The organism is Streptomyces sp. NPDC006743, assembly GCF_040703815.1.
GTDB lineage: Bacteria > Actinomycetota > Actinomycetes > Streptomycetales > Streptomycetaceae > Streptomyces.
The window spans coordinates 42316-65992 of the sequence record NZ_JBEYJA010000046.1; the positions used below are offsets into that span (position 1 = coordinate 42316).

Annotated in this window: 19 protein-coding genes, 1 pseudogene and 1 riboswitch; of the genes and pseudogenes, 15 read left to right on the plus strand and 5 right to left on the minus strand. The window is 75.2% G+C overall.

Features of this window, described 5'->3' with window-relative positions; all coding sequences use genetic code 11:
* Positions 1 to 337 precede the first annotated feature (337 nt).
* Both ABZ719_RS29090 and ABZ719_RS29095 read right to left on the minus strand, forming a co-directional pair.
* On the minus strand, positions 338 to 1465 hold the full coding sequence (locus ABZ719_RS29090; protein WP_366728145.1) for an alpha/beta fold hydrolase: 1128 nt from the start codon (positions 1463 to 1465) through the stop codon (positions 338 to 340).
* 138 nt (positions 1466 to 1603) lie between these two features.
* Positions 1604 to 2407: a class II aldolase/adducin family protein gene (locus ABZ719_RS29095; RefSeq protein ID WP_366728146.1), complete on the minus strand. Its 804-nt coding sequence runs from the start codon at positions 2405 to 2407 to the stop codon at positions 1604 to 1606.
* A 273-nt stretch (positions 2408 to 2680) separates the two neighbouring features.
* Between ABZ719_RS29095 and ABZ719_RS29100 the strand changes: the two genes are divergently transcribed.
* The 7 genes from ABZ719_RS29100 (at position 2681) to ABZ719_RS29130 (ending at position 11315) form a co-directional block, all read left to right on the plus strand.
* On the plus strand, positions 2681 to 3952 hold the full coding sequence (locus ABZ719_RS29100) for an inorganic phosphate transporter (protein ID WP_366728147.1): 1272 nt from the start codon (positions 2681 to 2683) through the stop codon (positions 3950 to 3952).
* Between the two features lie 43 nt (positions 3953 to 3995).
* On the plus strand, positions 3996 to 4217 hold the full coding sequence (locus ABZ719_RS29105; protein ID WP_037862117.1) for a hypothetical protein: 222 nt from the start codon (positions 3996 to 3998) through the stop codon (positions 4215 to 4217).
* Between the two features lie 240 nt (positions 4218 to 4457).
* Positions 4458 to 4532, plus strand: a riboswitch (cobalamin riboswitch).
* A gap of 120 nt (positions 4533 to 4652) precedes the next feature.
* A complete protein-coding gene (locus ABZ719_RS29110; protein WP_366728148.1) occupies positions 4653 to 5606 on the plus strand; it encodes a cobalamin biosynthesis protein in 954 nt (317 codons plus the stop codon).
* Positions 5603 to 7126 (plus strand): cobyric acid synthase, encoded by a 1524-nt coding sequence (locus tag ABZ719_RS29115; protein ID WP_366728149.1) that lies wholly within the window; start codon positions 5603 to 5605, stop codon positions 7124 to 7126. The genes ABZ719_RS29110 and ABZ719_RS29115 overlap by 4 nt, the downstream gene beginning before the upstream one ends.
* 49 nt (positions 7127 to 7175) lie before the next feature.
* Positions 7176 to 9239 (plus strand): putative cobaltochelatase, encoded by a 2064-nt coding sequence (locus tag ABZ719_RS29120; protein WP_366728150.1) that lies wholly within the window; start codon positions 7176 to 7178, stop codon positions 9237 to 9239.
* Positions 9239 to 9838, plus strand: a complete 600-nt coding sequence (gene cobO, locus ABZ719_RS29125) for a cob(I)yrinic acid a,c-diamide adenosyltransferase (protein ID WP_366728151.1) — start codon at positions 9239 to 9241, stop codon at positions 9836 to 9838. The genes ABZ719_RS29120 and cobO overlap by 1 nt, the downstream gene beginning before the upstream one ends.
* Before the next feature lie 88 nt (positions 9839 to 9926).
* On the plus strand, positions 9927 to 11315 hold the full coding sequence (locus ABZ719_RS29130) for a cobyrinate a,c-diamide synthase (protein ID WP_366728152.1): 1389 nt from the start codon (positions 9927 to 9929) through the stop codon (positions 11313 to 11315).
* A gap of 242 nt (positions 11316 to 11557) precedes the next feature.
* On the opposite strand, the gene ABZ719_RS29135 is transcribed toward ABZ719_RS29130, so the two are convergent.
* The gene (locus ABZ719_RS29135) at positions 11558 to 12289 is read right to left on the minus strand and encodes a ZIP family metal transporter (RefSeq protein ID WP_366728153.1); all 732 of its coding nucleotides are present in this window, start codon (positions 12287 to 12289) and stop codon (positions 11558 to 11560) included.
* A gap of 445 nt (positions 12290 to 12734) precedes the next feature.
* Here ABZ719_RS29135 and cbiE point away from each other — a divergent pair, with 445 nt between their 5' ends.
* From cbiE to cobC, 3 genes and pseudogenes are all read left to right on the plus strand, one after another.
* Positions 12735 to 14018, plus strand: a complete 1284-nt coding sequence (cbiE, locus tag ABZ719_RS29140) for a precorrin-6y C5,15-methyltransferase (decarboxylating) subunit CbiE (protein ID WP_366728154.1) — start codon at positions 12735 to 12737, stop codon at positions 14016 to 14018.
* A gap of 2 nt (positions 14019 to 14020) precedes the next feature.
* A pseudogene (locus ABZ719_RS29145) lies at positions 14021 to 14650 on the plus strand (cobalamin biosynthesis protein); the annotation flags it as partial.
* A gap of 104 nt (positions 14651 to 14754) precedes the next feature.
* The gene (gene cobC / locus ABZ719_RS29150) at positions 14755 to 15894 is read left to right on the plus strand and encodes an Rv2231c family pyridoxal phosphate-dependent protein CobC (protein ID WP_366728161.1); all 1140 of its coding nucleotides are present in this window, start codon (positions 14755 to 14757) and stop codon (positions 15892 to 15894) included.
* Between the two features lie 149 nt (positions 15895 to 16043).
* On the opposite strand, the gene ABZ719_RS29155 is transcribed toward cobC, so the two are convergent.
* Positions 16044 to 17003: an SCO1860 family LAETG-anchored protein gene (locus tag ABZ719_RS29155; protein WP_366728155.1), complete on the minus strand. Its 960-nt coding sequence runs from the start codon at positions 17001 to 17003 to the stop codon at positions 16044 to 16046.
* 295 nt (positions 17004 to 17298) lie between these two features.
* On the minus strand, positions 17299 to 18396 hold the full coding sequence (locus ABZ719_RS29160) for an amidohydrolase family protein (RefSeq protein ID WP_366728156.1): 1098 nt from the start codon (positions 18394 to 18396) through the stop codon (positions 17299 to 17301).
* Between the two features lie 157 nt (positions 18397 to 18553).
* Between ABZ719_RS29160 and ABZ719_RS29165 the strand changes: the two genes are divergently transcribed.
* The 5 genes from ABZ719_RS29165 (at position 18554) to thpD (ending at position 23533) form a co-directional block, all read left to right on the plus strand.
* Entirely contained in the window at positions 18554 to 19657 is a 1104-nt protein-coding gene (locus tag ABZ719_RS29165; protein WP_366728157.1) for an aminotransferase class V-fold PLP-dependent enzyme, read from the plus strand.
* Between the two features lie 453 nt (positions 19658 to 20110).
* On the plus strand, positions 20111 to 20650 hold the full coding sequence (ectA, locus tag ABZ719_RS29170) for a diaminobutyrate acetyltransferase (protein WP_366728158.1): 540 nt from the start codon (positions 20111 to 20113) through the stop codon (positions 20648 to 20650).
* Between the two features lie 215 nt (positions 20651 to 20865).
* Positions 20866 to 22137: a diaminobutyrate--2-oxoglutarate transaminase gene (gene ectB / locus ABZ719_RS29175; protein WP_366728159.1), complete on the plus strand. Its 1272-nt coding sequence runs from the start codon at positions 20866 to 20868 to the stop codon at positions 22135 to 22137.
* Positions 22138 to 22227: 90 nt separating this feature from the next.
* Positions 22228 to 22632 carry an ectoine synthase gene (locus tag ABZ719_RS29180; RefSeq protein ID WP_037860869.1) on the plus strand — a complete coding sequence of 135 codons (405 nt, stop codon included), beginning with the start codon at positions 22228 to 22230 and terminating at the stop codon, positions 22630 to 22632.
* A gap of 7 nt (positions 22633 to 22639) precedes the next feature.
* Positions 22640 to 23533 carry an ectoine hydroxylase gene (thpD, locus tag ABZ719_RS29185; protein WP_366728160.1) on the plus strand — a complete coding sequence of 298 codons (894 nt, stop codon included), beginning with the start codon at positions 22640 to 22642 and terminating at the stop codon, positions 23531 to 23533.
* Positions 23534 to 23677: the final 144 nt, after the last annotated feature.

Consider the following 23677-nt stretch of genomic DNA (forward strand, 5'->3'; position numbering starts at 1 on the left):
CGGTGCGGGCCGGCCAGCCGGACGGGGCGGGTCGGCCGGGCAGGGCGAGTGGGCAGGGCGGGGCGAGTGGGCAGGGCGGGGCGAGTCGGGCAGGGCAGGGCACCTCGACCGGACACGTCACGTCGGCCGGACACGGCATGTGGGCCGGGCCGGACACCCGACCAGGCACAGCTCGTCGACCTGGCACGGCGCCTGGCCGGGCGCGCCACGTGGGCGCCTCGGCCGGGCACCGCCCGTCGACCGAACGCGGCGCCTGGGCCGGGCGCGGGACGGCGGCCCGGCACCGCGGGTCGAGCGGACGCGGCCCCGTGGGCCGGGCGCGCATCGGCCGGGTAGGTCACATCAACGGGGTCAGGAAGCGGCGCAGGGCCTCTTCGTAGCCTTGGGGGTCGGCGTTCCACATGGCGCCGTGGGGGGCGTCGCGGACCGTGTGGAGGGCCACCAGGTTGGGGTGGTGCTCGGCCAGGCTGCGGGAGAAGCGCCAGGGGGCCACCTCGTCGCCGGGGCCGTGGAAGATCAGCGTCGGTGCGGTGAGCCGCGCCGGCCCGGCGGAGCCCGCGACCCGGTCGGCGTACAGGCCCGTGCGTCCCTGCGCGGCGCGCACCGCGAGCGGCAGCAGGGGTCCCGGCGTGTGCCGGGCCCGGGCGAGGGCGCGCAGCGTCGCCTCCCAGTCGAGCACGGGCGAGTCGAGGACCAGTCCGGAGATCCGGTCGCGCAGTTCCGAGTGGACGGCGGCGCGCAGCGCCATCGTGGCGCCGGTGGACCAGCCGTGCAGGACGACGCGCTCGGCGCCGTGGTCCACGGCGTAGCGGATCGCCGCGTCGAGGTCGCGCCACTCGCTCTCGCCGAGGTGGTTCAGGCCGTCCGGGGAGCGGGGGGCGCCGAGGTCCCCGCGATAGGTGATGTCCAGCACCGGGAAGTGTCTGCGGTGCAGGAACCGCATGATGTTCAGGGGGTGCTCGCGGGTGGCGCCGAGACCGTGCACGGTGATCACCCAGGTCTCGCGGACGCCGCGCACGAACCAGGCGGGCAGCGGCCCGAGTTCGCCGGGTACGTCGATGTCGGCGTGGTCCAGGCCGAGGGCGGAGCGCGGGTCGCCGACGTGCAGGTTGGGCGTGAGCCAGACCCGGTCGCGGGGGTGGAGCAGGCCGTGGGTGACGCGTTCCAGGCGGCGTACGACGGTGTCGGGCAGGTGCGGGGCGCCCTGCAGGACGGGACCCACGACCGCGTGGGAGCCGTCCCCCGCCAGGCCGTAGGTGCCGGGACGCAGCGAGGCCAGGTCCCGGGTGAGGGTGATCTGGCCGGCGGCCGTGCCGTGCACGGTGAGCCGGGGCTCGGTGGGCAGGGGCCGGCCCGGGGACGGCTTGAGCGCGGCGTCGCTGGCGAGCCGGCCGGCGGCGACGCTCGCCGCGCCGGCCGCGAGGGCCGCGGTGACGGCCGCGGCCGTCGCTTTGACTGTGCGCACGGGTCCAGTGTCATGGCGTGCCGGTTCACCGGCCAGCGGAAGGAACGGTCGGGGTGACATGCTCGTGCGAGTTCCAGGAACAGCGCTCTTCACCCCTGCGGACCGCCGGATTCCGTACCGGCGCCGGGGCGGGCGCCGTCAGGCCCCCGGCGTCCGCGGGTGCCGCTGGCCGTAGCCGCGCAGCCGTTCCCCGGCCTCCGCGAGCTGTTGCGGGGAGAGCAGGGAAGGGGTCAGGCCCGGGACCGAGGAGGCGGTCAGCCACAGGCGGCACATCCACTCCAGCTGGGCGGTGCGGTCGTACGCCTGGTCGAGGGTGGCGCCGTAGGTGAGGGTGCCGTGGTTCTGGAGCAGGCAGCCGGAGCGGTCGGCCAGGGCACGCAGCACGTGCGCGGCCAGTTCCTCGGTGCCGTAGGCCGCGTAGGGGGCGACACGCACCGGACCGCCGAGGGCGCCGGCCATGTAGTGGATCAGCGGGAGTTCGGGGACGAGCGTGGAGACGGCCGTGGCGTGCACGGCGTGGGTGTGGACGATCGCGCGCGCACCGGTGGTGCGGTAGACCGCGAGGTGCATGGGCAGCTCGCTGGTGGGGACCAGGGTGCCGAGCACCTGCCGGCCGTCGAGGCCGACGCCGGTGACGTCCTGCGGTGTGAGCCGGTCGTACGGGACGCCCGAGGGGGTGACCAGGACGGTGTCCCCGACCCGGACCGACACGTTGCCGGAGGTGCCGACGACGAGTCCGTCGGTGACGGTACGGCGGGCGGTGGCCACCAGTTCGCGCCACGCACGGGACTCCTCGTCCCGGGCCTCCCGGACCTCCTGCGCAGCCGGCACCCCTCGCGCCTCCCGGGCCTCCCGGGCCTCCGGCCCAGCCGCCCCCTCCGGCCCCTCCGGCTCCTGCCGTGCGCCGCTCGCGCGCTCCGCGTCCTGCTGCTGTTCGGCCATGCGGCGATCCTGCCAGCCTCCCGCGCTCCTGCCAGCCTCCCGCGCTCCCCGGGCCGGACACCCGGCACCCGGCTTGATCCCGGACCCGGACCGGCCCCGGGAAGAGAGAAGGGGCCCGGCCCCGGCGAGGGGGCGAAGACGGAGAAGGGCGGGCGTCACAGGAGGCGGAAGACACAGGATCGGACACCGCTGCGACCGCCCCAGTTCATCTTCCGTTCACCCGGGTTACCTACGTTCGACGAGCCAATGACGCTCGAACGATTGCCTGGGTAAATGGAAAGCTTCTCGCTGATCCTCGCGATTGTGGTCGTTACCGCACTCGCGTTCGATTTCACGAACGGTTTCCACGACACCGCCAACGCGATGGCCACCACCATCTCCACCGGCGCACTCAAGCCCAAGGTCGCGGTGGCCATGTCCGCCGTGCTCAACCTGGTGGGCGCGTTCCTCTCCGTCGAGGTCGCCAACACGATCTCCAAGGGTCTCGTCGACGAGACCGGCATCCGTCCCGAGGTCATCTTCGCCGCCCTGGTCGGCGCGATCCTCTGGAACCTGCTGACCTGGCTGGTCGGACTGCCGTCCAGCTCCTCCCACGCCCTCCTGGGCGGTCTGATCGGCGCCACCATCGCCTCGGCCGGCGTCGGCGCCGTGCACGGCGACGTCCTGGTCACCAAGGTCATGCTCCCGGCGGTCGCCGCGCCGGTCGTCGCGGGCGTCGCCGCGGTCGCCGCGACCCGGCTGTCGTACACGATCGGCCGGAAGACGGACGGCAAGGCGGCCGAGAAGGGCCACCGGGTCGGGCAGATCGCCTCGGCGGGCCTGGTCTCGCTGGCGCACGGCACCAACGACGCGCAGAAGACGATGGGCATCATCACCCTCGCCCTGATCGCCGGCGGCGCCGTCGCACCGGGCTCCAACCCTCCCACCTGGGTCATCCTCTCCGCCGGTCTCGCCATCGCGCTCGGCACCTACATCGGCGGCTGGCGCATCATCCGCACCATGGGCACGGGCCTGACCGACCTCCAGCCGCAGCAGGGCTTCGCCGCCCAGACCAGCGCGGCCGCCGCCATCCTGGCCTCCTCCCACCTGGGCTTCTCGCTGTCCACCACCCACGTCGTCTCGGGCTCGGTGATGGGCGCGGGTCTGGGCCGCAAGGGCGGCACGGTCCGCTGGTCCACGGCGGGCCGGATGGCCGTCGCCTGGGTGCTCACGCTGCCGGCCGCCGCGGTGGTCGGCGCGGGCGCGGAGGCCGTCACCGGCCTCGGCGACTGGGGCACCGCGCTGGTCGCCGTGTTCCTGGTGGCCGCGAGCGCCGCGATCTGGAAGATCTCCCGCCGCCAGGTCGTCGACCACACGAACGTCACCGGGGCGGACACCGAGGAGCCGGCCGGTGTGGTGACCCAGGCCATCGCGGCCGTGGCCCCGCCGCCGGCGGCCCCGGTGGCCGACGGTCTCACGGCCACCATCCCGGCCCCGGCGTCCGCGCTCGGCACGGCACCTGCCGCGAGCCCGGCCGCGGCGACCCCGCCCGCCGCGGCGGTCTGACGCCGCCGCCCGATCCCCCGGCAATCGAGAAAGCAGCATCGAGATGAAGATCGACTGGGCAGCCATCGGCTCCGTCTTCGGCGTCAGCCTCGTGGTCACCGTCGGCCTCGTGGCCCTGTTCACCCTGGGTATCGCGGGCCTGTCCCGCCGGGAGGCCGCGTCGACCCGCGGCGAGTCGGCCCTCGCCGCGACCGCCGGTGCCTACGCGTGCTTCGCGCTGTGTGCGGCAGCCGTCGCCTACGGAATCTCCCTGATCCTGGGCTGAGTCCAGGGACGGGACCCTGGCCCGGCGAGGGTCCCGTCCCACGGCTTCGGCATCAACCCCCGTGCGCCCTTCAGCGGCGCTCACGGGGGTTTCTTGCCGCGCCGGCTCACCTCCGGCGCCCCTGCGGCGGCCTCGCGTCGGGGATATGAGCCTCGGCACACCGGCGCGGTGCAGGTCAACGGCAAGTTGACGGGTGTTCCGGGGCCGTGGTGGACTTCCGGGGCCATGTACGGCGGCAGCAGAGGAAGCCGGTGCGAATCCGGCGCGGTCCCGCCACTGTCACCGGGGAGGACGACCCCCGGGAGCCAGGAACTCTCTCCGCCGCTCTCGTCGAACCAGGGCGCGGACACCCTGAGTGAGGACCTATCGCCATGCGCGGCTGCCGACCGAGGCCCACCACCGACTGCCCGACCGACCCCGCGGCCGGCTGAACCCATGGGTGCCGAGCGCGTCTTCGCGTACGGCGCCGCCGCCGGCCTCCTCGGTGACCTGCTCCTCGGCGATCCGCGCCGCGGGCATCCGGTCGCCGTGTTCGGGCGGGCCGCGGGCGCCGTGGAGCGTGTGCTGTGGCGGGACCACCGCGGGTGGGGCGCGCTGCACACCGTCGTGTGCGCCGGTGGCGCCGCCGCGCTGGGTGCCGTCGCCGCCCGCGCCGTCCGCCGCTCCCCCGCCGGCTCGGTCCTGCTGACCGGCGCCGCCACCTGGGCCGTGGTCGGCGGCACCTCGCTCGCCCGCGAGGCGGCCGCCATCGGGCGGGCGCTGGAGGCGGACGACGTCGAGGCGGCCCGGGCGCGGCTGCCGCACCTGTGCGGACGCGATCCGCAGGCCCTGGACGCCGACGGGATCGCCCGCGCCGTCGTCGAGTCGGTCGCCGAGAACACCTCCGACGCGGTGGTGGGCGCGCTCGCCTGGGGTGCCCTGGCGGGCGTGCCGGGCCTGGCCGGCTTCCGGGCCGTCAACACCCTCGACGCCATGGTCGGGCACAAGTCGCCCCGCTACCGGCGCTACGGCTGGGCGTCCGCCCGGCTCGACGACCTGGCGGGCTGGCCGGGGGCCCGGCTGACGGCCCTGCTGGCCACCGTGGCGGGCGGCGATCCGCGCGGGGCCGTACGGGCCTGGCGCGCCGACGCCGGGCGGCACCCGAGCCCCAACGCCGGGCCGGTGGAGGCCTCGTTCGCGGGGGCGCTCGGGGTGCGGCTGGGCGGCACGCTGTCGTACGGGGGGCGGGTGGAGCACCGGCCGGTGCTCAACGACCGGGGGCGCGCCGTCCAGGTGGCAGACATCGACCGGGCCGTACGGCTCTCACGGCGCGTGAGCTGGCTCGCGCTCGGCACGTGCGCCGCCGCGAAGCTGCTGTGCGCCCGTCTGACGAAAGGACGTACGTCATGAGCGGCGCTCGACGCGGCGGCGGTCTGCTCGTCGCCGGGACCACCTCCGACGCCGGGAAGAGCGTCGTCACCGCCGGGATCTGCCGGTGGCTGGTGCGGCGGGGCGTCAAGGTCGCGCCGTTCAAGGCGCAGAACATGTCCCTCAACTCGTTCGTCACCCGTGAGGGCGCCGAGATCGGGCGGGCGCAGGCCATGCAGGCGCAGGCCTGCCGGATCGAGCCGACCGCGCTGATGAACCCGGTGCTGCTCAAGCCGGGCGGTGAGCAGAGCAGCCAGATCGTGCTGCTGGGCAGGCCGGTGGGCGAGATGAGCGCCCGCGGCTACCACGGCGGACGCCAGCGGCAGTTGCTCGGTACGGTGCTGGACTGCCTGGCCGAACTGCGCGGCACGTACGACGCGGTGATCTGCGAGGGGGCGGGCAGCCCGGCCGAGATCAACCTGCGCCGCACCGACATCGTCAACATGGGGATCGCGCGGGGCGCGGGCCTGCCGGTGGTCGTCGTCGGCGACATCGACCGCGGCGGTGTCTTCGCCTCCTTCTTCGGCACCGTGGCCCTGCTGTCCCCCGAGGACCAGGAGCTGGTCGCCGGGTTCCTCGTCAACAAGTTCCGGGGCGACGTCTCCCTGCTGGAACCCGGCATCGACATGCTGCACGGGCTCACGGGCCGGCGCACCTACGGGGTGCTGCCCTTCCGGCACGGGCTCGGCATCGACGAGGAGGACGGCCTGAGAGTGTCCCTGCGGGGCGCCGTGCGGGAGTCCGCCGTCGCGCCGCCGGTCGGTGAGGACGTGCTGCGGGTCGCCGTCTGCGCGGTGCCGCTGATGTCCAACTTCACCGACGTGGACGCGCTGGCCGCCGAACCCGGCGTCGTCGTGCGGTTCGTGGACCGGCCCGAGGAACTGGCCGACGCCGACCTGGTGGTGGTGCCGGGCACCCGGGGCACGGTGCGGGCGCTGGACTGGCTGCGCGAGCGCGGCCTCGCCGGCGCGCTGGCGCGCAGGGCGGCCGAGGGGCGGCCGGTGCTCGGGATCTGCGGCGGCTTCCAGCTGCTCGGCGAGCACATCGAGGACGAGGTGGAGAGCCGCCGCGGGGACGTGGACGGGCTGGGGCTGCTGCCGGTACGGGTCCGCTTCGCCGCCGGCAAGACCCTCGCCCGGCCCGTGGGCGAGGCCCTGGGCGAGCGGGTCGAGGGCTACGAGATCCACCACGGGGTCGCCGAGGTCACCGGCGGGGAGGCGTTCCTGGACGGCTGCCGGGCCGGGTCCGTCTGGGGCACGCACTGGCACGGCTCGCTGGAGTCGGACGGTTTCCGGCGGGCCTTCCTGCGCGAGGTGGCCTCGGCCGCGGGCCGCCGTTTCGTGCCCGCGCCCGGCACGTCGTTCGCCGCGCTGCGCGAGGAACAGCTCGACCGGCTCGGCGACCTGATCGAAGAACACGCGGACACGGACGCGTTGTGGCGGCTCATCGAGTCGGGCGCGCCGCAGGGCCTGCCGTTCGTCCCGCCGGGGGCGCCCGCGTGAACACCGCCGCACATCTGGAGGTCGAGGGCGACTTGGAGGGCGAGGAGAAGTGAGTACCCCGTTTCCGTTCACAGCCGTCGTGGGTCAGGACGACCTGCGGCTGGCGCTGCTGCTGAACGCCGTCTCCCCGGCGGTCGGCGGGGTGCTGGTACGCGGTGAGAAGGGCACCGCGAAGTCCACGGCGGTGCGGGCGCTGTCGGCGCTGCTGCCCGCGGTGGACGTCGTCGCCGGATGCCGTTTCTCGTGCGACCCGGACTCCCCCGACCCCGCCTGCCCGGACGGGCCGCACGAGCCGGGGGCGTTCGAGACCCGGCCGGCGCGGATGGTCGAACTGCCCGTCGGAGCCTCGGAGGACCGGCTGGTCGGTGCGCTGGACATCGAACGCGCGCTGGCGGAGGGCGTGAAGGCGTTCGAACCGGGCCTGCTCGCCGACGCCCACCGGGGCATCCTCTACGTCGACGAGGTCAACCTGCTCCACGACCACCTCGTCGACCTGCTGCTGGACGCCGCCGCCATGGGTGCCTCCTACGTCGAGCGCGAGGGCGTCTCCGTACGGCACGCCGCGCGGTTCCTGCTGGTGGGGACGATGAACCCCGAGGAGGGGGAGCTGCGCCCGCAGCTGCTCGACCGGTTCGGGCTGACCGTCGAGGTGGCCGCCTCGCGGGAGCCGGACCAGCGGGTGGAGGTGGTGCGCAGGCGGCTGGCGTACGACGACGATCCGGCCGCCTTCGCCGCGCGCTGGGCCGACGAGGAGGCCGCCGTACGGGCCCGGATCGCGGCCGCGCGGGAACTGCTGCCGCGGGTGCGGCTCGGGGACGGGGCGCTGCGGCAGATCGCGGCGACCTGCGCCGCCTTCGAGGTGGACGGCATGCGGGCCGACATCGTGATGGCGCGGACGGCGACCGCGCTGGCCGCGTGGGCCGGGCGCACCGACGTGCTCGCCGAGGACGTACGGCAGGCGGCGCTGCTCGCGCTGCCGCACCGGCGGCGGCGCAATCCGTTCGACGCGCCGGGCCTGGACGAGGACAAGCTCGACGAGACGCTGGAGGAGTTCGGCGGCGGGCCGGAGGACGACGACGATCCCGGCCCCGGGCCGGACGGACCGGACGGTGGCGGCGGGGGCGGCGGGCAGCCCGGCCCCGACCACGACGGAGGCGCCCCGCAGGGCGGGGACGACGGAAGCGCGCGAGGCGACGACGCGCAGGCCGGGGACGACGCAGCCGTGCCGCCCGGGAAGGGTGAGGGCGCGCGGCCGGCCGGGGCCGCCGCGGGCGAACAGTCCGCCGTAGGGGCCGCGGAGCCGTTCCGTACCAAGGTGCTCAGTGTGCCCGGTATCGGCGAGGGGGCCGCGGGGCGGCGCTCGCGGGCGCGCACCGAGCACGGCCGTACCACCGGCGCGCGACGCCCCCGGGGCACGCTGACCAAGCTGCACCTGGCGGCCACCGTGCACGCCGCCGCCCCGCATCAGCGGGCGCGCGGACGCTCCGGTCCCGGGCTGGTGGTGCGGCGGGACGATCTGCGGCAGGCGACCCGGGAGGGGCGCGAGGGGAACCTCGTGCTGTTCGTGGTGGACGCGTCCGGGTCGATGGCGGCGCGGCAGCGGATGAGCGCCGTGAAGGGTGCCGTGCTGTCCCTGCTGCTGGACGCCTACCAGCGGCGGGACAAGGTGGGGCTGGTGACGTTCCGGGGGACGTCCGCGGAGGTCGCGCTTCCCCCGACGTCGTCCGTGGAGGCGGCGGCGGTCCGGCTGGAGTCGCTGCCCACGGGCGGTCGTACGCCGCTGGCGGCCGGGCTGCTGCGGGCGCACGAGGTGCTGCGCGTGGAGCGGCTGCGGGACCCGGCGCGGCGGGCGCTGGTGGTCGTGGTGACCGACGGGCGGGCCACCGGCGGCCCGGAACCGGTCGCCCTCGCGGAGCGCGCGGCGCGGCTGTTCGCCGCCGAGGGGACGGCCTCGGTGGTCGTGGACTGCGAGACGGGACCGGTGCGGCTGGGGCTCGCCGGACGGCTCGCCGGTGAACTGGGCGCCACGGCGGTGACACTGGACGGGCTGCGCGCGGACAGCATCGCCGGGCTCGTCCGGGATGTGCAGGGAACTTCGAGGAGGGCCGCGTAATGCCGCAGGGACAGCCGAGTGTCGTACCGGACGACGGACTGACGACGCGCCAGCGGCGCAACCGTGCGCTGGTCGTCGTGCACACGGGCGCCGGCAAGGGCAAGTCGACCGCCGCGTTCGGGCTGGCGCTGCGCGCCTGGAACCAGGGCTGGCCGATCGGGGTGTTCCAGTTCGTCAAGTCGGCGAAGTGGCGGGTCGGCGAGGAGCGGGCGCTGCGGGTGCTCGGCGACTCGGGCGAGGGCGGCAGCGTCGTCTGGAACAAGATGGGCGAGGGCTGGTCGTGGGTCCAGCGGGACGCCCAGACGGACAACGAGGCCAAGGCACGGGAGGGCTGGGAGCAGGTCAAGCGGGACCTGGCCGCCGAGACGTACCGGCTGTACGTGCTCGACGAGTTCGCGTACCCGCTGCACTGGGGCTGGATCGACACCGACGAGGTGGTGGAGGTGCTGCGCGGCCGGCCGGGCACCCAGCACGTCGTGATCACCGGGCGCAACGCACCGGGGAAGCTGGTCGACTTCGCCGACCTCGTCACCGACATGTCCAAGGTCAAGCACCCGATGGACGCGGGCCAGAAGGGCCAGAGGGGCATCGAGTGGTGACGCCGTGCTGACCCCGGCCCCAGGCCCCGCGGCCCCGGCGGCGCCCGCACCGGCACCCGCGCCCCCGGCGGGCGCCGCTCCCGGGTGCGTGCCCCGGCTCGTCGTCGCCGCGCCCGCCTCGGGGAGCGGCAAGACCACGGTCGCCACGGGGCTGATGGCCGCGCTGGCGCGCCGGGGGCTCGCCGTGTCCCCGCACAAGGTCGGGCCGGACTACATCGATCCCGGGTACCACACGCTCGCCACCGGGCGGGCGGGGCGCAACCTGGACGCGTACATGTGCGGTCCCGAACTGGTCGGGCCGCTGTTCCTGCACGGGGCGCGCGGGTGCGACATCGCCGTCGTCGAAGGGGTCATGGGCCTGTACGACGGGGCGGCGGGGCAGGGCGAGCTGGCGTCCACCGCGCAGGTGGCGAAGCTGCTGCGGGCCCCCGTGGTGCTCGTGGTCGACGCCTCGTCCCAGTCGCGGTCGGTGGCGGCGCTGGTGCACGGGTTCGTCTCCTGGGACCCGGAAGTACGGGTCGGGGGCGTGATCCTGAACAAGGTCGCCTCGGACCGGCACGAGGCGCTGCTGCGCCAGGCGCTGGAGTCGGTGGGCGTGCCGGTGCTGGGAGTGCTGCGCCGGGCGCCGCAGGTCGACACCCCCTCGCGCCACCTCGGGCTGGTGCCGGTCGCCGAGCGGCGCGGTGCCGCGGTCGAGGCGGTCGCGGCGATGGGGGCGCAGGTGGAGGCGGGGTGCGACCTGGAGGCACTGGTCGCGCTGGCGCGCGGTGCGGGAACGCTGTCGTGCGCGGCCTGGGACGCGGCCGGGGCGGTCGCGGCCGCGCCGTCCGTTCCCGACCCGGCCCCGGGAGCCGCCGGCCCCGGCCACGGCTCGCCCGTGCGCGTCGCCGTCGCCGGCGGGTCCGCCTTCACGTTCTCCTACGCGGAGCACGCCGAGCTGCTGACGGCCGCAGGCGCCGAGGTCGTCCCGTTCGATCCGCTGCGCGACGAGGAGCTGCCCGAGGGGACGCGCGGGCTGGTCGTCGGAGGCGGATTCCCGGAGGTCTACGCCGCCGAGCTGTCCGCGAACGAGCCCCTGCGCAAGGCCGTCGGCGACCTCGCGCGCGCCGGTGCCCCGGTCGCGGCCGAGTGCGCCGGGCTGCTCTATCTGTGCCGGGAGCTGGACGGGAAGCCGATGTGCGGGGTGCTGGAGGCGTCCGCGCGGATGAGCGGACGGCTGACGCTGGGCTACCGGGACGCCGTGGCCGTCACCGACAGTGTGCTGGCGGGCGCCGGGGAACGCATGCGGGGGCACGAGTTCCACCGGACGGTCGTGGAACCGGGTGCCGGGACCGCCCCCGCCTGGGGGCTGCGCGGACCCGAACGGCGGCTCGAAGGGTTCGTGCAGGACAACGTGCACGCGAGCTATGTGCACACGCACTGGGCCGCCGCGCCCGGCGCCGCCCGCCGGTTCGTGGAGAGGTGCCGGGCGTCGTGAACGGAAGGCCGGCAGCCGCGTCCGCTCCGGCGCCCGTCCCCGAGGCCGTGTGCGGGTCCGGGTCCGCCGGGTTGGCCGTGGCCGTGTGCGGGCCCGTGTCCGTGGCCGTGGCCGCCCCGGCGTCCGCGTTCGGGGGGCGGGCGGGGGCCGCGGGCGGGGCGCCGCGCTCATCCGGCGGGTGGGGGGCGCGGGCGGGGCGGCGGGCCGGGGGGTCCGCGTGCCGGGCCCGGGGGCGGCTGCGCTCAGGCCGCCAGGCCCACCACCAGCCAGATGAACGCGGCGCCCGCGACCGTGCACAGCACGGTCGAGCGGGCGGGGTGCTCGTGGTGGGCCTCGGGCAGGATCTCGGCGGCGGCGAGGTAGAGCAGGACACCGCCGAACAGGCCGAGATAACCACCGAGGAACCATTCGGGGATGCTGATGAACGCGGTCGAGGCGGCGCCCACCACCGGCGCCAGGGCGTCCGCCACCAGCATCGCTATCGCCCGGCGCCGGGCGTTGCCGTACAGGCTGGTGAGGGTGAAGGTGTTGAAGCCGTCCGCGAAGTCGTGGGCGATGACCGCGAGCGCGACGGCGGCGCCCATGCCGCCGCCGACCTGGAACGCGGCGCCTATCGCCACGCCGTCCATGGCGCTGTGCCCGACCATGGCGGCCGCCGCCGTGAGGCCCACCTCGGGCGCGCGCTGGTGAGCGTGTTCGTCACCGCCGTGCGCGGCCTGCCGGGCGGCCAGCAGGCGCTCCACCAGGTGGGCCAGCAGGAAGCCCGCCACGAACAGCAGCAGAGCCGCCGGTACGCCGAACACCTCGCGGCCCACCGCGTGCAGTGCCTCGGGCAGGAGGTCGAGACCGACCACACCGAGCATCAGGCCGCCGGCCAGTCCGAGGACCAGATGGCGGCGGTCGGTGACCCGCTGTGCCGTCCAGCCGCCGGCCAGCGTCATCAGGAACGCGCCGAGCGCGACGAAGACCGCCATGTGCCCTTGCTATCCGATCAACCCCCGATCGCGCACATCCGGCCACTGTCCGACCCCCACAGACCGTGACATTCCGTACGAGAGGACTCGACCCCATGGCCGATGCCCCCACCGCTGAGGTGACCTTCGTCGGTGCCGGTCCAGGCGCCGCCGGCCCCCTGGCGCGCGTCGCGTGCGCCGCGCACGGCGCGCACACGGCGCACGACGGGTATATGGCACAGGGCGCGCACGGCGCGTGCGACAGGCACGGCGCGCACGTCAGCGCCCGCCCGCACCCCGCGCGCCACCCCGCCCCCCGTCCCGCGTGCCCCCACGGCTGCCCCGAGGCAGGCCGAGGAGCCCGCAGGACCGTCCCCGCGGGCCGCCCCGGGGTCCGTCTCGAGGCCCCCGGGGCTTCCGGGGCTTGCGGCGCTCCCCAGGACCCGTACGGACAGGGGGCGAGCGCGTGATCACGGTCGTCGGTACGGGTACGGGGGCGCCGCCGGAGAGCGGGGTGCTCGACGGCGCGGAGCTGGTCGTGGGCGGACGCCGGCACCTGGAGGCCGTCCGGCTGCCGGAAGGTGCCCGGCGGATCGTGCTGGGGCCCCTGCCGCCCGCCCTCGACGAGATCGCGCGGTACGCCGGGCAGGGGCGGCGCGTGGTCGTGCTCGCCTCGGGCGACCCCGGGTTCTTCGGGATCGTGCGGGCACTGGCGGAACGGTTCGGCTCCGCGCGGCTGGACGTGCGGCCGGGCGTCTCCTCCGTCGCCGCCGCCTTCGCGCGTGCCGGGCTGCCCTGGGACGACGCCGTGGTGGTCAGCGCGCACGGGCGGGAGCTGCGGACGGCCGTCAACGTGTGCCGGGCCCGGCCGAAGGTCGCCGTGCTGACCGGTCCCGGCACCGGGCCCGCCGAGCTGGGGGCCGCCCTGGCCCGGACGCCGTCCGGGGACCGGGTGCTGGTCGTCGCCTCGGCGCTGGGCGACCCGGACCACGAGCGCGTCGAACGGGTCACGCCCGCCGAGGCCGCCGCCCGGGACTGGGGCACGGCGGTGAGCGTGGTGCTGTGCCTGGACGAGGCCCGTGCGCTGGGTGCCGTACGGACGCTGGCCGGGCCCGAGGTGCCGGCGGCGGGCTGGGCACTGGCGGACGACGTCTTCGCGCCGCGCGACCCGGCCGGCGCCGGGCCCGAGGTGCGTGCCCTGGCCTTGGCCCGGCTCGGGCCGCGCCTGGGCGACCTGGTGTGGGGCGTCGGTGCCGGGTCGGGGCAGGTTGCCGTGGAGTGCGCCCGGCTCGGCGCGGCGGCCGTCGCGGTCGAGCGGACGGCGGACGGTGCCGGACGGGTGCGGGCCGACGCCGCCGCCCAGGGTGTCGACGTCGCGGTCGTGCACGGGGCGGCGCCCGGCGCGCTGTCCAAACTCGCCGAGGATCCGGACGCGGTGTTCGTGGGCGAGGCGGGCGGCGACCTGCCCGCCCTCGTCGGCGCCTGCGCGCGCCGGGCCCGGCGGACCGTCGTCGTCGCCCTCGCCTCCCCCGACCGGGTGCCGGCCGCCCGCGAGGCGCTCACCGCCGCCGGACTGGCCTGCGACGGCGTGCGGCTCCAGACGTCACCGCTCGCCCCGCCGCCGGGGGACGCCACCGCAGCGGCGGCCGCCGGCCCGGTGTTCCTCCTGTGGGGCGTACGGCCCCCGGCGCCCCTGCCCCCGTCTCCGCCCGCAGCCGCGTCCGCCTCCGGGCAAGGGCGTGCCCGGTGACCGGTCTCCTCGGGCCCGGCAGCCTCGGCCTGCCGGCGGAGGGGGACGTGGCCGCCGTGTCGCGGGCGCTGCCGGAGGGTGAGCCGGTCGTCCTGGACGCCGAGATGCCGCGGCCGCTGCCCGGGCAGGCCCCGCCGGCCACGCTCGCCGCGCGGCCGGACGTGCCCGGAGGGACGGAGGCGGTCTGCGCCGTCCGGGTGACGGGCCGGGCGGTCGCGCCGGGCGAGCGGGAGGTGGTGCTCCGGCCGCCGTCCCTCGCCGTCGGTGTGGGCGCCTGCGCGGGAGCGGCGGCGGAGGAGGTGCTGGGGGTGGTCGAGGGCGCACTACGGGAGGCGGGACTGTCCGTGCGCAGCGTCGCCCTGCTGGCCACCGTCGACACCAAGGCCGCCGAGCCCGGCGTCGTCGCGGCGGCCGCGCGGCTCGGGGTGCCCCTGGTGACGTACTCCGCCGGGGAACTGGCCGCCGTGACCGTGCCGAACCCGTCGGACGCCTCGCGCGCCGCCGTGGGCACCCCGTCGGTCGCGGAGGCCGCCGCTCTCGTCGGCGGCGGTGAACTCCTCGTGCCCAAGACGAGATCCGCCCCGGCCGGCGGGGGCCCGGCGCGGGCGACGTGCGCGGTCGTACGGCTCCCCGCCCCCCTGCCGTCCTCCCCCCAGCAGGAACTCCCTCCAGGAACTCCCCCAGGGACACCGCCATGAACACCATTCCGGACACCCCCTCCACGACGGGCACACGCATGCGCACGCACACCGAGGACCACGGGGTGCCGTGGCAGGATGGCGGGCACGACCTGCGGCACCACGGGGACGCGGAGGTACGGGACGACGGTTCGGCGCTGGTCGACCTCGCCGTGAACGTCCGCACCGGCACCCCGCCCCCCTGGCTGCGGGAGCGGATCGCCGGCTCGCTCACCTCCCTCGCCGCCTATCCGGACGGCCGGGCCGCACGGGCCGCGGTGGCCGCACGGCACGGACTGCCGGTGGACCGCGTGCTGCTGACGGCGGGTGCGGCGGAGGCGTTCGTGCTGCTGGCACGCGCCCTGGAGGTGCGCCGGCCCGTCGTCGTGCACCCGCAGTTCACGGAGCCGGAGGCCGCGCTGCGCGACGCCGGGCACCGCGTGGACCGGGTGCTGCTGCGCGCGCGGGACGGCTTCCGGCTCGACCCGGCGGACGTCCCCGAGGACGCGGACCTCGTGGTGGTCGGCAACCCGACCAACCCGACGTCGGTGCTGCATCCGGCGGCGGTGCTCACCCAACTCGCCCGGCCGGGCCGGACGCTGGTGGTCGACGAGGCGTTCATGGACGCGGTGCCGGGCGAGCGGGAGGCGCTGGCCGGGCGGACCGACGTGCCCGGCCTGGTGGTCCTGCGCAGCCTGACCAAGACCTGGGGGCTGGCGGGGCTGCGGATCGGGTACGTGCTGGCCTCCCCGGAGACCATCGCCGCGCTGGAGCGCGCCCAGCCGTTGTGGCCGGTGTCCACGCCGGCGCTGACGGCGGCCGCGGCGTGCGTGGAGCCGCGCGCGCTGGCGGAGGCGGCGCACGCGGCCCACCGGATCGCGGCCGACCGGGCCCACCTGGTGGCGGGCCTGGCGGCCTTCGCCGAGCGCGGGGTGCGGGTCGCCGGGCCTGCCGAGGGTCCGTTCGTCCTGGTACGGATGGAAGGAGCGGCGCGGGTACGGCGGCGGCTGCGCGAACGGGGGTACGCGGTGCGGCGCGGCGACACGTTCCCGGGACTCGGGGAGGACTGGGTGCGGGTGGCCGTACGGGGGCGGGATGTGGTGGAGGGGTTCCTGGACGCGCTGGGGGCCGCGCTGGACATGGAGGGCGTGGGGGACGCCGGGGACACGGAGGAGAGGGAGGCCGCGGAGGGGCCGTGAGGCGCCGCCCGAGCCCGGCCGCCTCCTCCTCGGTCCCCCTGCCCCGGCCGCCCCACCGGGTCGGCGCGGCCACCGCCCCCGCCACCCGGTCAGCGCCATCGCCGACCGGCGAGCCCCTCCGCCGCCTGGCCGCCGGCACCGCCGTCCGGTCAGCCCCTCCGCCGCCGGGTCAGTGCCACCGTCGCCCCGCCCGCGGCCAGCAGGACCGCCGAACCCGCCGCGAGATACGGGGTCATGGAGCTGCCTCCGGTCTCCGCGAGGCCGGCGTCCGCGGCCTTCGTGGGCTTCGCGGCCGACGGTGCCGGCTCGGCGGGCTCGGTGGCGGAGGCGCCCTGGGGCTTCGGGTCCGTCGCGGGAGTGGTGGCGGGCTGCGGTGACTTCTCCGGTGCCGCGGGGGTCTCGCAGGTCGCCTTAGCGAGCGTGAGGGTGCCCTCGACCTCGGCCACGTTGAGCTTCAACGGGTTGACGGAGACCCTGAGTTCGAGGGCGGTCGCGGCGGCCGTGCGGGACGTGGTCTCGTGGCGGGACAGGTCGAGGCGGACCTCTCCGACGCCGGGCACCCGGACGTCGGTCGTGCCGCCCGCGGTGAGCGTCACCTTCCTGCCGAGGACGGTCACTCCGCCCAGGACGTTGCTCGTCGCCGCCGGCGCCCTGCCCGTCCGGCAGGTCGCCCTGGCGGTGACCTGGTCCACCTCGATGAGGGAGAGCAGGGGCAGGCCGGGCACGTGGAGGCGGGCGTGGGCGAGGTCGACGCTGCCCTCGGCGCCGCTCGCCGAGACCTTCGCGTCCGCCGTGGCCACGTCCGCGCGCAGCACGCTGAACGGCTTGCCGCCCTCGACGCCGTCGAGGCGGGCGCTGAGCGCGGTCCGCCGGGCGCTCGCCGGCGCCTGGACCTCGTTGAGGGAGAGGGTGAGCGGGAGGTTCACCGTCTTGTCGAGCAGGGACACGTCGAGGCCGGTGCGCAGGACGGAGGCGCCGGCGCGACCGTGGCCGGTGGTCGCGTGGGCGGAGCCCGCTCCGGCCAGTGTCACCGGGCCGGCGGCCAGGGCGGTGGCCGCGGCGGCGGTGACGAGACGGCGTGCGGGCATGCGGAAGGTGTGGCCGTTCACGGTGTGGGACCCCCAGAGAGGAATGCTTGGGACCCGGAAAGAATTACGCACCGAGAGTGAACGGTCAGCGATCCTGGGTGACTTCACTCCTTCGAGGGGTTTCCGTCCTCGTTTTCGATTTGCCCGGTACGGGTGTTCGCTTCCTTCACCCTCGTGTCCCCCTCCTGCCCCGGTGCGGACGCCCCGTTCGACGCACCGGCGCGCGGCAGGAGGAGCACAACGAGCCGGCCGGGGCGTCGGTCACCTCCCGTCAACCCGTCGCCCGTCCGGTCCGCGCCGGTCCACGCCGGTCCGGTCAGCCGACGATCCGGCCGTTCAGCACCACCCGCCGCGGATCCGCCAGCACCCGTACGTCCGCCCGCGGATCCGCCTCGTACACCACGAGGTCGGCGGGCGCGCCCTCCTCCAGGCCGGGGCGGCCGAGCCAGGACCGGGCGCCCCAGGCCGTCGCCGACAGGGCTTCGAGCGGCGGGATGCCCGCGGTGACCAGTTCCGCGACCTCCGCCGCCACCAGGCCGTGCGGCAGCGCGCCGCCCGCGTCCGTGCCGACGTACACCGGGATCCCGGCGTCGTGGGCGGCGCGGACGGTGTCGTAGCGGCGCTCGTGGAGCCGGCGCATGTGGGCCGCCCAGCGCGGGAACCTGGCCTCGCCGCCGGCCGCGAGGCCGGGGAACGTGGCGATGTTGACCAGGGTGGGCACGATGGCGACGCCACGCTCGGCGAACAGCGGGATCAGGTCCTCGGTGAGGCCGGTGGCGTGCTCGACGCAGTCGATGCCCGCCTCCACCAGGTCGCGCAGGGAGTCCTCGGCGAAGCAGTGCGCGGTCACCCGGGCGCCCAGCCGGTGCGCCTCGGCGATGGCGGCTTCCGCCGCCTCGCGGGGCCAGCAGGCGGAGAGGTCGCCGAGGTCGCGGTCGATCCAGTCGCCGACCAGCTTGACCCAGCCGTCGCCGCGCCGGGCCTCCCCGGCGACGTAGCGGACCAGGTCCCCGGGCTCGATCTCGTGGGCGTAGTTGCGGATGTAGCGGCGGGTGCGGGCGATGTGGCGGCCGGCCCGGATGATCTTCGGCAGGTCCTCGCGTTCGTCCGTCCAGCGGGTGTCGGACGGTGAGCCCGCGTCCCGCAGCAGCAGCGCCCCCGCCTCCCGCTCGGTGAGCGCCTGCTTCTCGGAGACGTCCTCGGGCACCGGGCCGTGCGCGTCGAGACCGACGTGGCAGTGCGCGTCGACCAGGCCGGGCAGGACCCAGCCCTCGACGGTCCGCACGTCCCGCGCGCCGGGCGGGCGCTCGTAGGAGATCCGGCCGCCCACCACCCACAGTTCGTCACGGACCTGGTCGTCGTCGGGGCCGGCGAGGACCCGTCCCTTCACGTGCAGCACCGCGCCATCGCTCATGTACCGCACCCTAGTAGGGCCTGTCGCCGCCCCGGCAGGGCCTCTCGCCCGCCCCCGCCGGGGCAGGGCGGTCACCGGTGGGAGCCGGGCCGGGGCCGCCGGTTACTCTCGACTCCGTCGACTCCACCGACCTCGTGACCGAGAAGAGAGCACTGCCGTGACCCACCCCCTCCTGGACCTCGCCCCGCTGAGCGCCGCCCGCTTCGCCTCGATCGAGGACCGGGTGGCGCGGCTGCTCGGCACCGCGCAGGACGTCGTGATCACCCAGGGCGAGGCGCTGCTGCCGCTGGAGGGCGCGATCCGTGCGACGGCCGGTCCGGGCACGACGGCCCTGAACGTGATCACCGGGCCCTACGGGCAGACCTTCGGCGACTGGCTGCGTGACTGCGGCGCGACGGTGTACGACCTGTCGGTGCCGTTCCACACGGCGGTGACCGCCGAGCAGGTCCGTGCGGCGTTCGCCGAGCACCCGGAGATCGACTTCGTGTCGCTGGTGCACGCGGAGGCCGCGACCGGCAACACCAACCCGGTCGCCGAGATCGGCGAGGCCGTACGGGAGCAGGGTGCCCTCTTCTACCTGGACGCGGTGGCCTCCATCGGTGCGGAGCCGGTGCTGCCGGACGCGTGGGGCGTCGACCTGTGCGTGATCGGGGCGCAGAAGGCGATGGGCGGCCCCGCCGGGGTGTCGGCGGTGTCCGTCAGCGAGCGGGCCTGGGCCCGGATGGCGGCGAACCCGCGGGCGCCGCGCCGCTCCTACCTGTCCCTGCTGGACTGGAAGGAGCGCTGGATCGACGGCGGGCGCACCACGCTGCTGCACGCCCCGGCCCAGCTGGAGATGCTCGCCCTGGAGGCGTGCCTGGAGCGCATCGAGGAGACCGGCCTCGACGCGGTGACGGCGCGTCACCGGGGCGCGGCGGCGGCGACCCGGGCCGGTGTCCAGGCCCTCGGCGGGGGCCTGGAGCCGTACGTGCGCAAGGCGTCCGAGGCGGCGCCGGTGGCGACGACGCTGCGCGCTCCCGCGGGTGTCGCGGCCTCGGACCTGGTGGCCCGTGCCCTGGAGGCGGACCCCGCCCTCCCGCTGGCCGCGGGCGGCGGCGCGCTGGCCAAGGAGATGATCCGCGTCAACCACTACGGGCCGGCCGCGACCCCGGAGACCGTCGAGGCGGCCCTGACGGCCCTGGCCCGCGCCCTGACGGCCGCCTCCGGCGCGGACGTCGACCTCCCGGCCGCCCGTACGGCCGCCGCCCGGGCCTGGCGGTGACCACGGGGGGCGTCCGGGGGCCCCGGCGCCCCCGGGGGCGGGCAGAGCGCGGGCGGGGGCGAGGCGGGGCACGTCCGGCGCGGCGGACGCTCGGGCACCGCGCGCGAACGGAGCGACGGGCTCACCGGAACTCGAATACAAAACAGGTAATTCCTGGAATACACTACGGGTAGTTTCCCGTACTCTTCTGCCCCGTTTTCATATTCCTAAACACAGCGATTCTCCTGGCCTCCAACAGTGTAATTCCGAGGCTGTCGCGAGCGTGTCCGGCGAGTTACTCCATTGTGATGCACTCCACAAAGCTGCCCCTTTTGTACAGGTAATACCAGGACCAAGCAGACAAATCACATCCTCCTCGCGCGGTCGCGCGCCCGCGCGATAACACATATGGCCGTTGCACGTAAGGGCAACGGCCGATGCATTTTTCAATTCAGCTCGGTAAGTTCAATTCGCATGACTGCCGCACAAGCAGACCTGCGAACCGACCGCGTGGAAAGAGCGGACGACGTGTCCATCGAGCCCCCCGCCGTCGCCGACGGCGCCGCGCTGTGGAGGCTCGCCAAGGACTCCGGGACCCTGGACGTGAACTCCTCCTACAGCTATCTGCTGTGGTGCCGCGACTTCGCCACCACGTCCGCCGTGGCGCGCGACGCCGACGGCGAGGCCGTCGGTTTCGTCACCGGCTACGTGCGGCCCGACCGTCCCGGCACGCTCCTCGTGTGGCAGGTCGCGGTCGACGCCCGCCACCGCGGCCGCGGCCTCGCCGGCCGCCTGCTGGACGCGCTCGCCGCCCGCGTCGCCGCCGAGCGCGGACTGACGGCCCTGGAGACCACCATCACCCCGGGCAACACCGCCTCCGAACGGCTCTTCGCCTCCTTCGCCGACCGGCACGGCGCCCGGGTCGAGCGGGAGGTCCTCTTCGGGACGGACCACTTCCCCGACGGGCCGCACGACCCCGAGGTCCTGCACCGCATCGGCCCGCTCGCCCTCTGAGCGCCGCTCGCCCCCGAGCCACCGCTCACCCGACGAGCCCCGGCTCACCCTCCGAGCCCCGCTCGTCCGAGCCCACCCGCTCGTCCGAGCCCATCCGCTCGTCCGGGCCCCCCGTCCGGGCCCCCGCCGGCCCCGGGCCGCCGGGCCCGCGGACCCCCCTCCCGATCCGCCGACCCGACCGATCTCCCACTCCCCCACCCGAGGAGCGATTCGTCGTGACCATCACCCAGCCCGACCTGAGCGTCTTCGAGACCCTGGAGTCCGAGGTGCGCAGCTACTGCCGCGGCTGGCCCACCGTCTTCGACCGGGCGCGCGGCAGCCGCATGTACGACGAGGACGGCCACGAGTACCTCGACTTCTTCGCGGGCGCCGGCTCCCTCAACTACGGGCACAACAACCCGGTGCTGAAACGGGCGTTGATCGACTACCTGGAGCGTGACGGCGTCACGCACGGGCTCGACATGTCCACCACCGCCAAGCGCCGCTTCCTGGAGACCTTCCAGAACCTGGTGCTGCGCCCGCGCGACCTGCCCTACAAGGTGATGTTCCCGGGCCCGACCGGCACCAACGCCGTGGAGTCCGCGCTGAAGCTGGCGCGGAAGGTGAAGGGGCGCGAGGCCATCGTGTCGTTCACCAACGCCTTCCACGGGATGTCGCTGGGCTCGCTGGCGGTGACCGGCAACGCGTTCAAGCGGGCCGGCGCCGGCGTCCCGCTGGTGCACGGCACGCCCATGCCGTTCGACAACTACTTCGACGGCACGGTCCCCGACTTCCTGTGGTTCGAGCGGCTCCTGGAGGACCAGGGCTCCGGCCTGAACAAGCCCGCCGCGGTGATCGTGGAGACCGTGCAGGGCGAGGGCGGCATCAACGTGGCCCGGCCCGAGTGGCTGCGCGCGCTCAAGGAGCTGTGCGAGCGGCAGGACATGCTGCTGATCGTCGACGACATCCAGATGGGCTGCGGGCGCACCGGCGCCTTCTTCTCCTTCGAGGAGTCCGGGATCGTCCCCGACATCGTCACCGTCTCCAAGTCCATCAGCGGCTACGGCCTGCCGATGTCGCTGTGCCTGTTCGGGCCCGAGCTGGACGTGTGGGAGCCGGGCGAGCACAACGGCACCTTCCGCGGCAACAACCCCGCCTTCGTCACCGCCACCGCCGCCCTGGAGGCGTACTGGACGGACGGCGCGGCGATGGAGAAGCAGACCCGCGCCCGCGGCGAACTCGTCGAGCAGTGGCTGGTCTCCCTCGCCGAGGAGAACCCCGCCGACGTCAAGGAGTACCGGGGCCGCGGCCTGGTGTGGGGACTGGAGTTCCACGACAAGGACCGTGCCGGACGGGTCGCCCGGCGCGCCTTCGAGCTCGGCCTGCTCATCGAGACCTCGGGTCCCGAGAGCGAGGTCGTCAAGCTGCTGCCGGCCCTGACCACCACCCCCGAGGAACTGGACGAGGGCATGAGCACCCTCGCCCGGGCGGTCCGCGAGACCGCCTGAACGGCTTCCGGTGCCCCGCCCCACGGTCCCCGGGGCGGGGCACCGGAAGGCCTGACCACCGAGAAACCCCGCAAGGAGGCACGTACCACCGTGATCGTCCGTTCGTTCAAGGAGATCGAAGGCACCGACCGGCACGTGAAGGCGGCGTCCGGCACCTGGGAGAGCAAGCGCATCGTCCTCGCCAAGGAGAAGGTCGGCTTCTCCGTGCACGAGACGATCCTCTACGCCGGCACGGAGACGTCGATGTGGTACGCGAACCACATCGAGGCCGTCGTCTGCACCCGGGGCGACGCCGAGCTGACCGACCGCGAGACCGGGAAGACGTACCACATCACGCCCGGCACCATGTACCTCCTCGACGGCCACGAGCGGCACACGCTCAAGGTCAAGGAGGACTTCCACTGCATCTGTGTCTTCAACCCGCCCGTGACCGGACGGGAGGACCACGACGAGAACGGCGTCTACCCGCTGCTCACCGAGCCCGAGGAGGTGTGAGGACCCCATGACCACCGCCACCGTGAAGGACCTGTACCCGACCCGCGGCGCCACCGAGGTGTCCGTGCCCCGCCAGGACCCGGTCGTCTGGGGCTCCCCGGACACGCCGGGGCCGATCGCGCGAGCCGACCTGGAGTCGTTCGAGCGCGACGGGTTCCTCGCCGTCGAGGAGCTGATCGGCCCGGACGAGGTCGCCGTCTGCCGGCAGGAGCTGGACCGGCTCGTGGCCGACCCGGCGATCCGCGCCGACGAGCGCTCGATCGTCGAGCCCAAGTCCCAGGAGATCCGCTCGGTCTTCGAGGTGCACCGGATCAGCGAGGTGTTCGCGAACCTGGTGCGCGACCCGCGCGTGGTGGGCCGGGCGCGGCAGATCCTCGGCTCGGACGTGTACGTCCACCAGTCCCGGATCAACGTCAAGCCGGGCTTCGGCGCCAGCGGCTTCTACTGGCACTCGGACTTCGAGACCTGGCACGCCGAGGACGGCCTGCCGAACATGCGGACGGTGTCCGTCTCGATCGCGCTGACCGAGAACCTCGACACCAACGGCGGGCTCATGATCATGCCCGGCTCGCACCGGACGTTCCTGGGCTGCGCGGGGGCGACGCCGAAGGACAACTACAAGAAGTCGCTGCAGATGCAGGACGCGGGCACGCCGTCGGACGAGGCGCTGACCGCGCTCGCGAGCGAGCACGGCATCAAGCTGTTCACCGGCAGGGCCGGGTCGGCGACCTGGTTCGACTGCAACTGCATGCACGGGTCGGGCGACAACATCACGCCGTACCCGCGCAGCAACGTCTTCATCGTGTTCAACAGCGTGGAGAACACGGCGGTGGAGCCGTTCGCGGCACCGGTCCGGCGCCCCGACTTCATCGGGGCCCGGGACTTCACTCCGGTGCGCTGACCGCCGGGCGGTGAACCGGCCACGAGCCGGGAAGGGGCCTTCTCGTGTGGGCGGTTTCTAGCGGTCGTTGCAACACGTGGTCGTGTTGATCAGGCTGTGAGCAGTTTATGCAGGCGCTCGGCTGGGGTTTCCCAGTCGAGCGTT

Bases quoted from the DNA above. Each gene is read 5' to 3' on its own strand.
- ABZ719_RS29095 (WP_366728146.1), bottom strand. From the start codon at position 2,407: ATGGCCGAACAGCAGCAGGACGCGGAGCGCGCGAGCGGCGCACGGCAG.
- ABZ719_RS29100 (WP_366728147.1), top strand. From the start codon at position 2,681: ATGGAAAGCTTCTCGCTGATCCTCGCGATTGTGGTCGTTACCGCACTC.
- ABZ719_RS29105 (WP_037862117.1), top strand. From the start codon at position 3,996: ATGAAGATCGACTGGGCAGCCATCGGCTCCGTCTTCGGCGTCAGCCTC.
- ABZ719_RS29110 (WP_366728148.1), top strand. From the start codon at position 4,653: ATGGGTGCCGAGCGCGTCTTCGCGTACGGCGCCGCCGCCGGCCTCCTC.
- ABZ719_RS29115 (WP_366728149.1), top strand. From the start codon at position 5,603: ATGAGCGGCGCTCGACGCGGCGGCGGTCTGCTCGTCGCCGGGACCACC.
- cobO (WP_366728151.1), top strand. From the start codon at position 9,239: ATGCCGCAGGGACAGCCGAGTGTCGTACCGGACGACGGACTGACGACG.
- ABZ719_RS29135 (WP_366728153.1), bottom strand. From the start codon at position 12,289: ATGGCGGTCTTCGTCGCGCTCGGCGCGTTCCTGATGACGCTGGCCGGC.
- cobC (WP_366728161.1), top strand. From the start codon at position 14,755: ATGCGCACGCACACCGAGGACCACGGGGTGCCGTGGCAGGATGGCGGG.
- ABZ719_RS29160 (WP_366728156.1), bottom strand. From the start codon at position 18,396: ATGAGCGATGGCGCGGTGCTGCACGTGAAGGGACGGGTCCTCGCCGGC.
- ectA (WP_366728158.1), top strand. From the start codon at position 20,111: ATGACTGCCGCACAAGCAGACCTGCGAACCGACCGCGTGGAAAGAGCG.
- thpD (WP_366728160.1), top strand. From the start codon at position 22,640: ATGACCACCGCCACCGTGAAGGACCTGTACCCGACCCGCGGCGCCACC.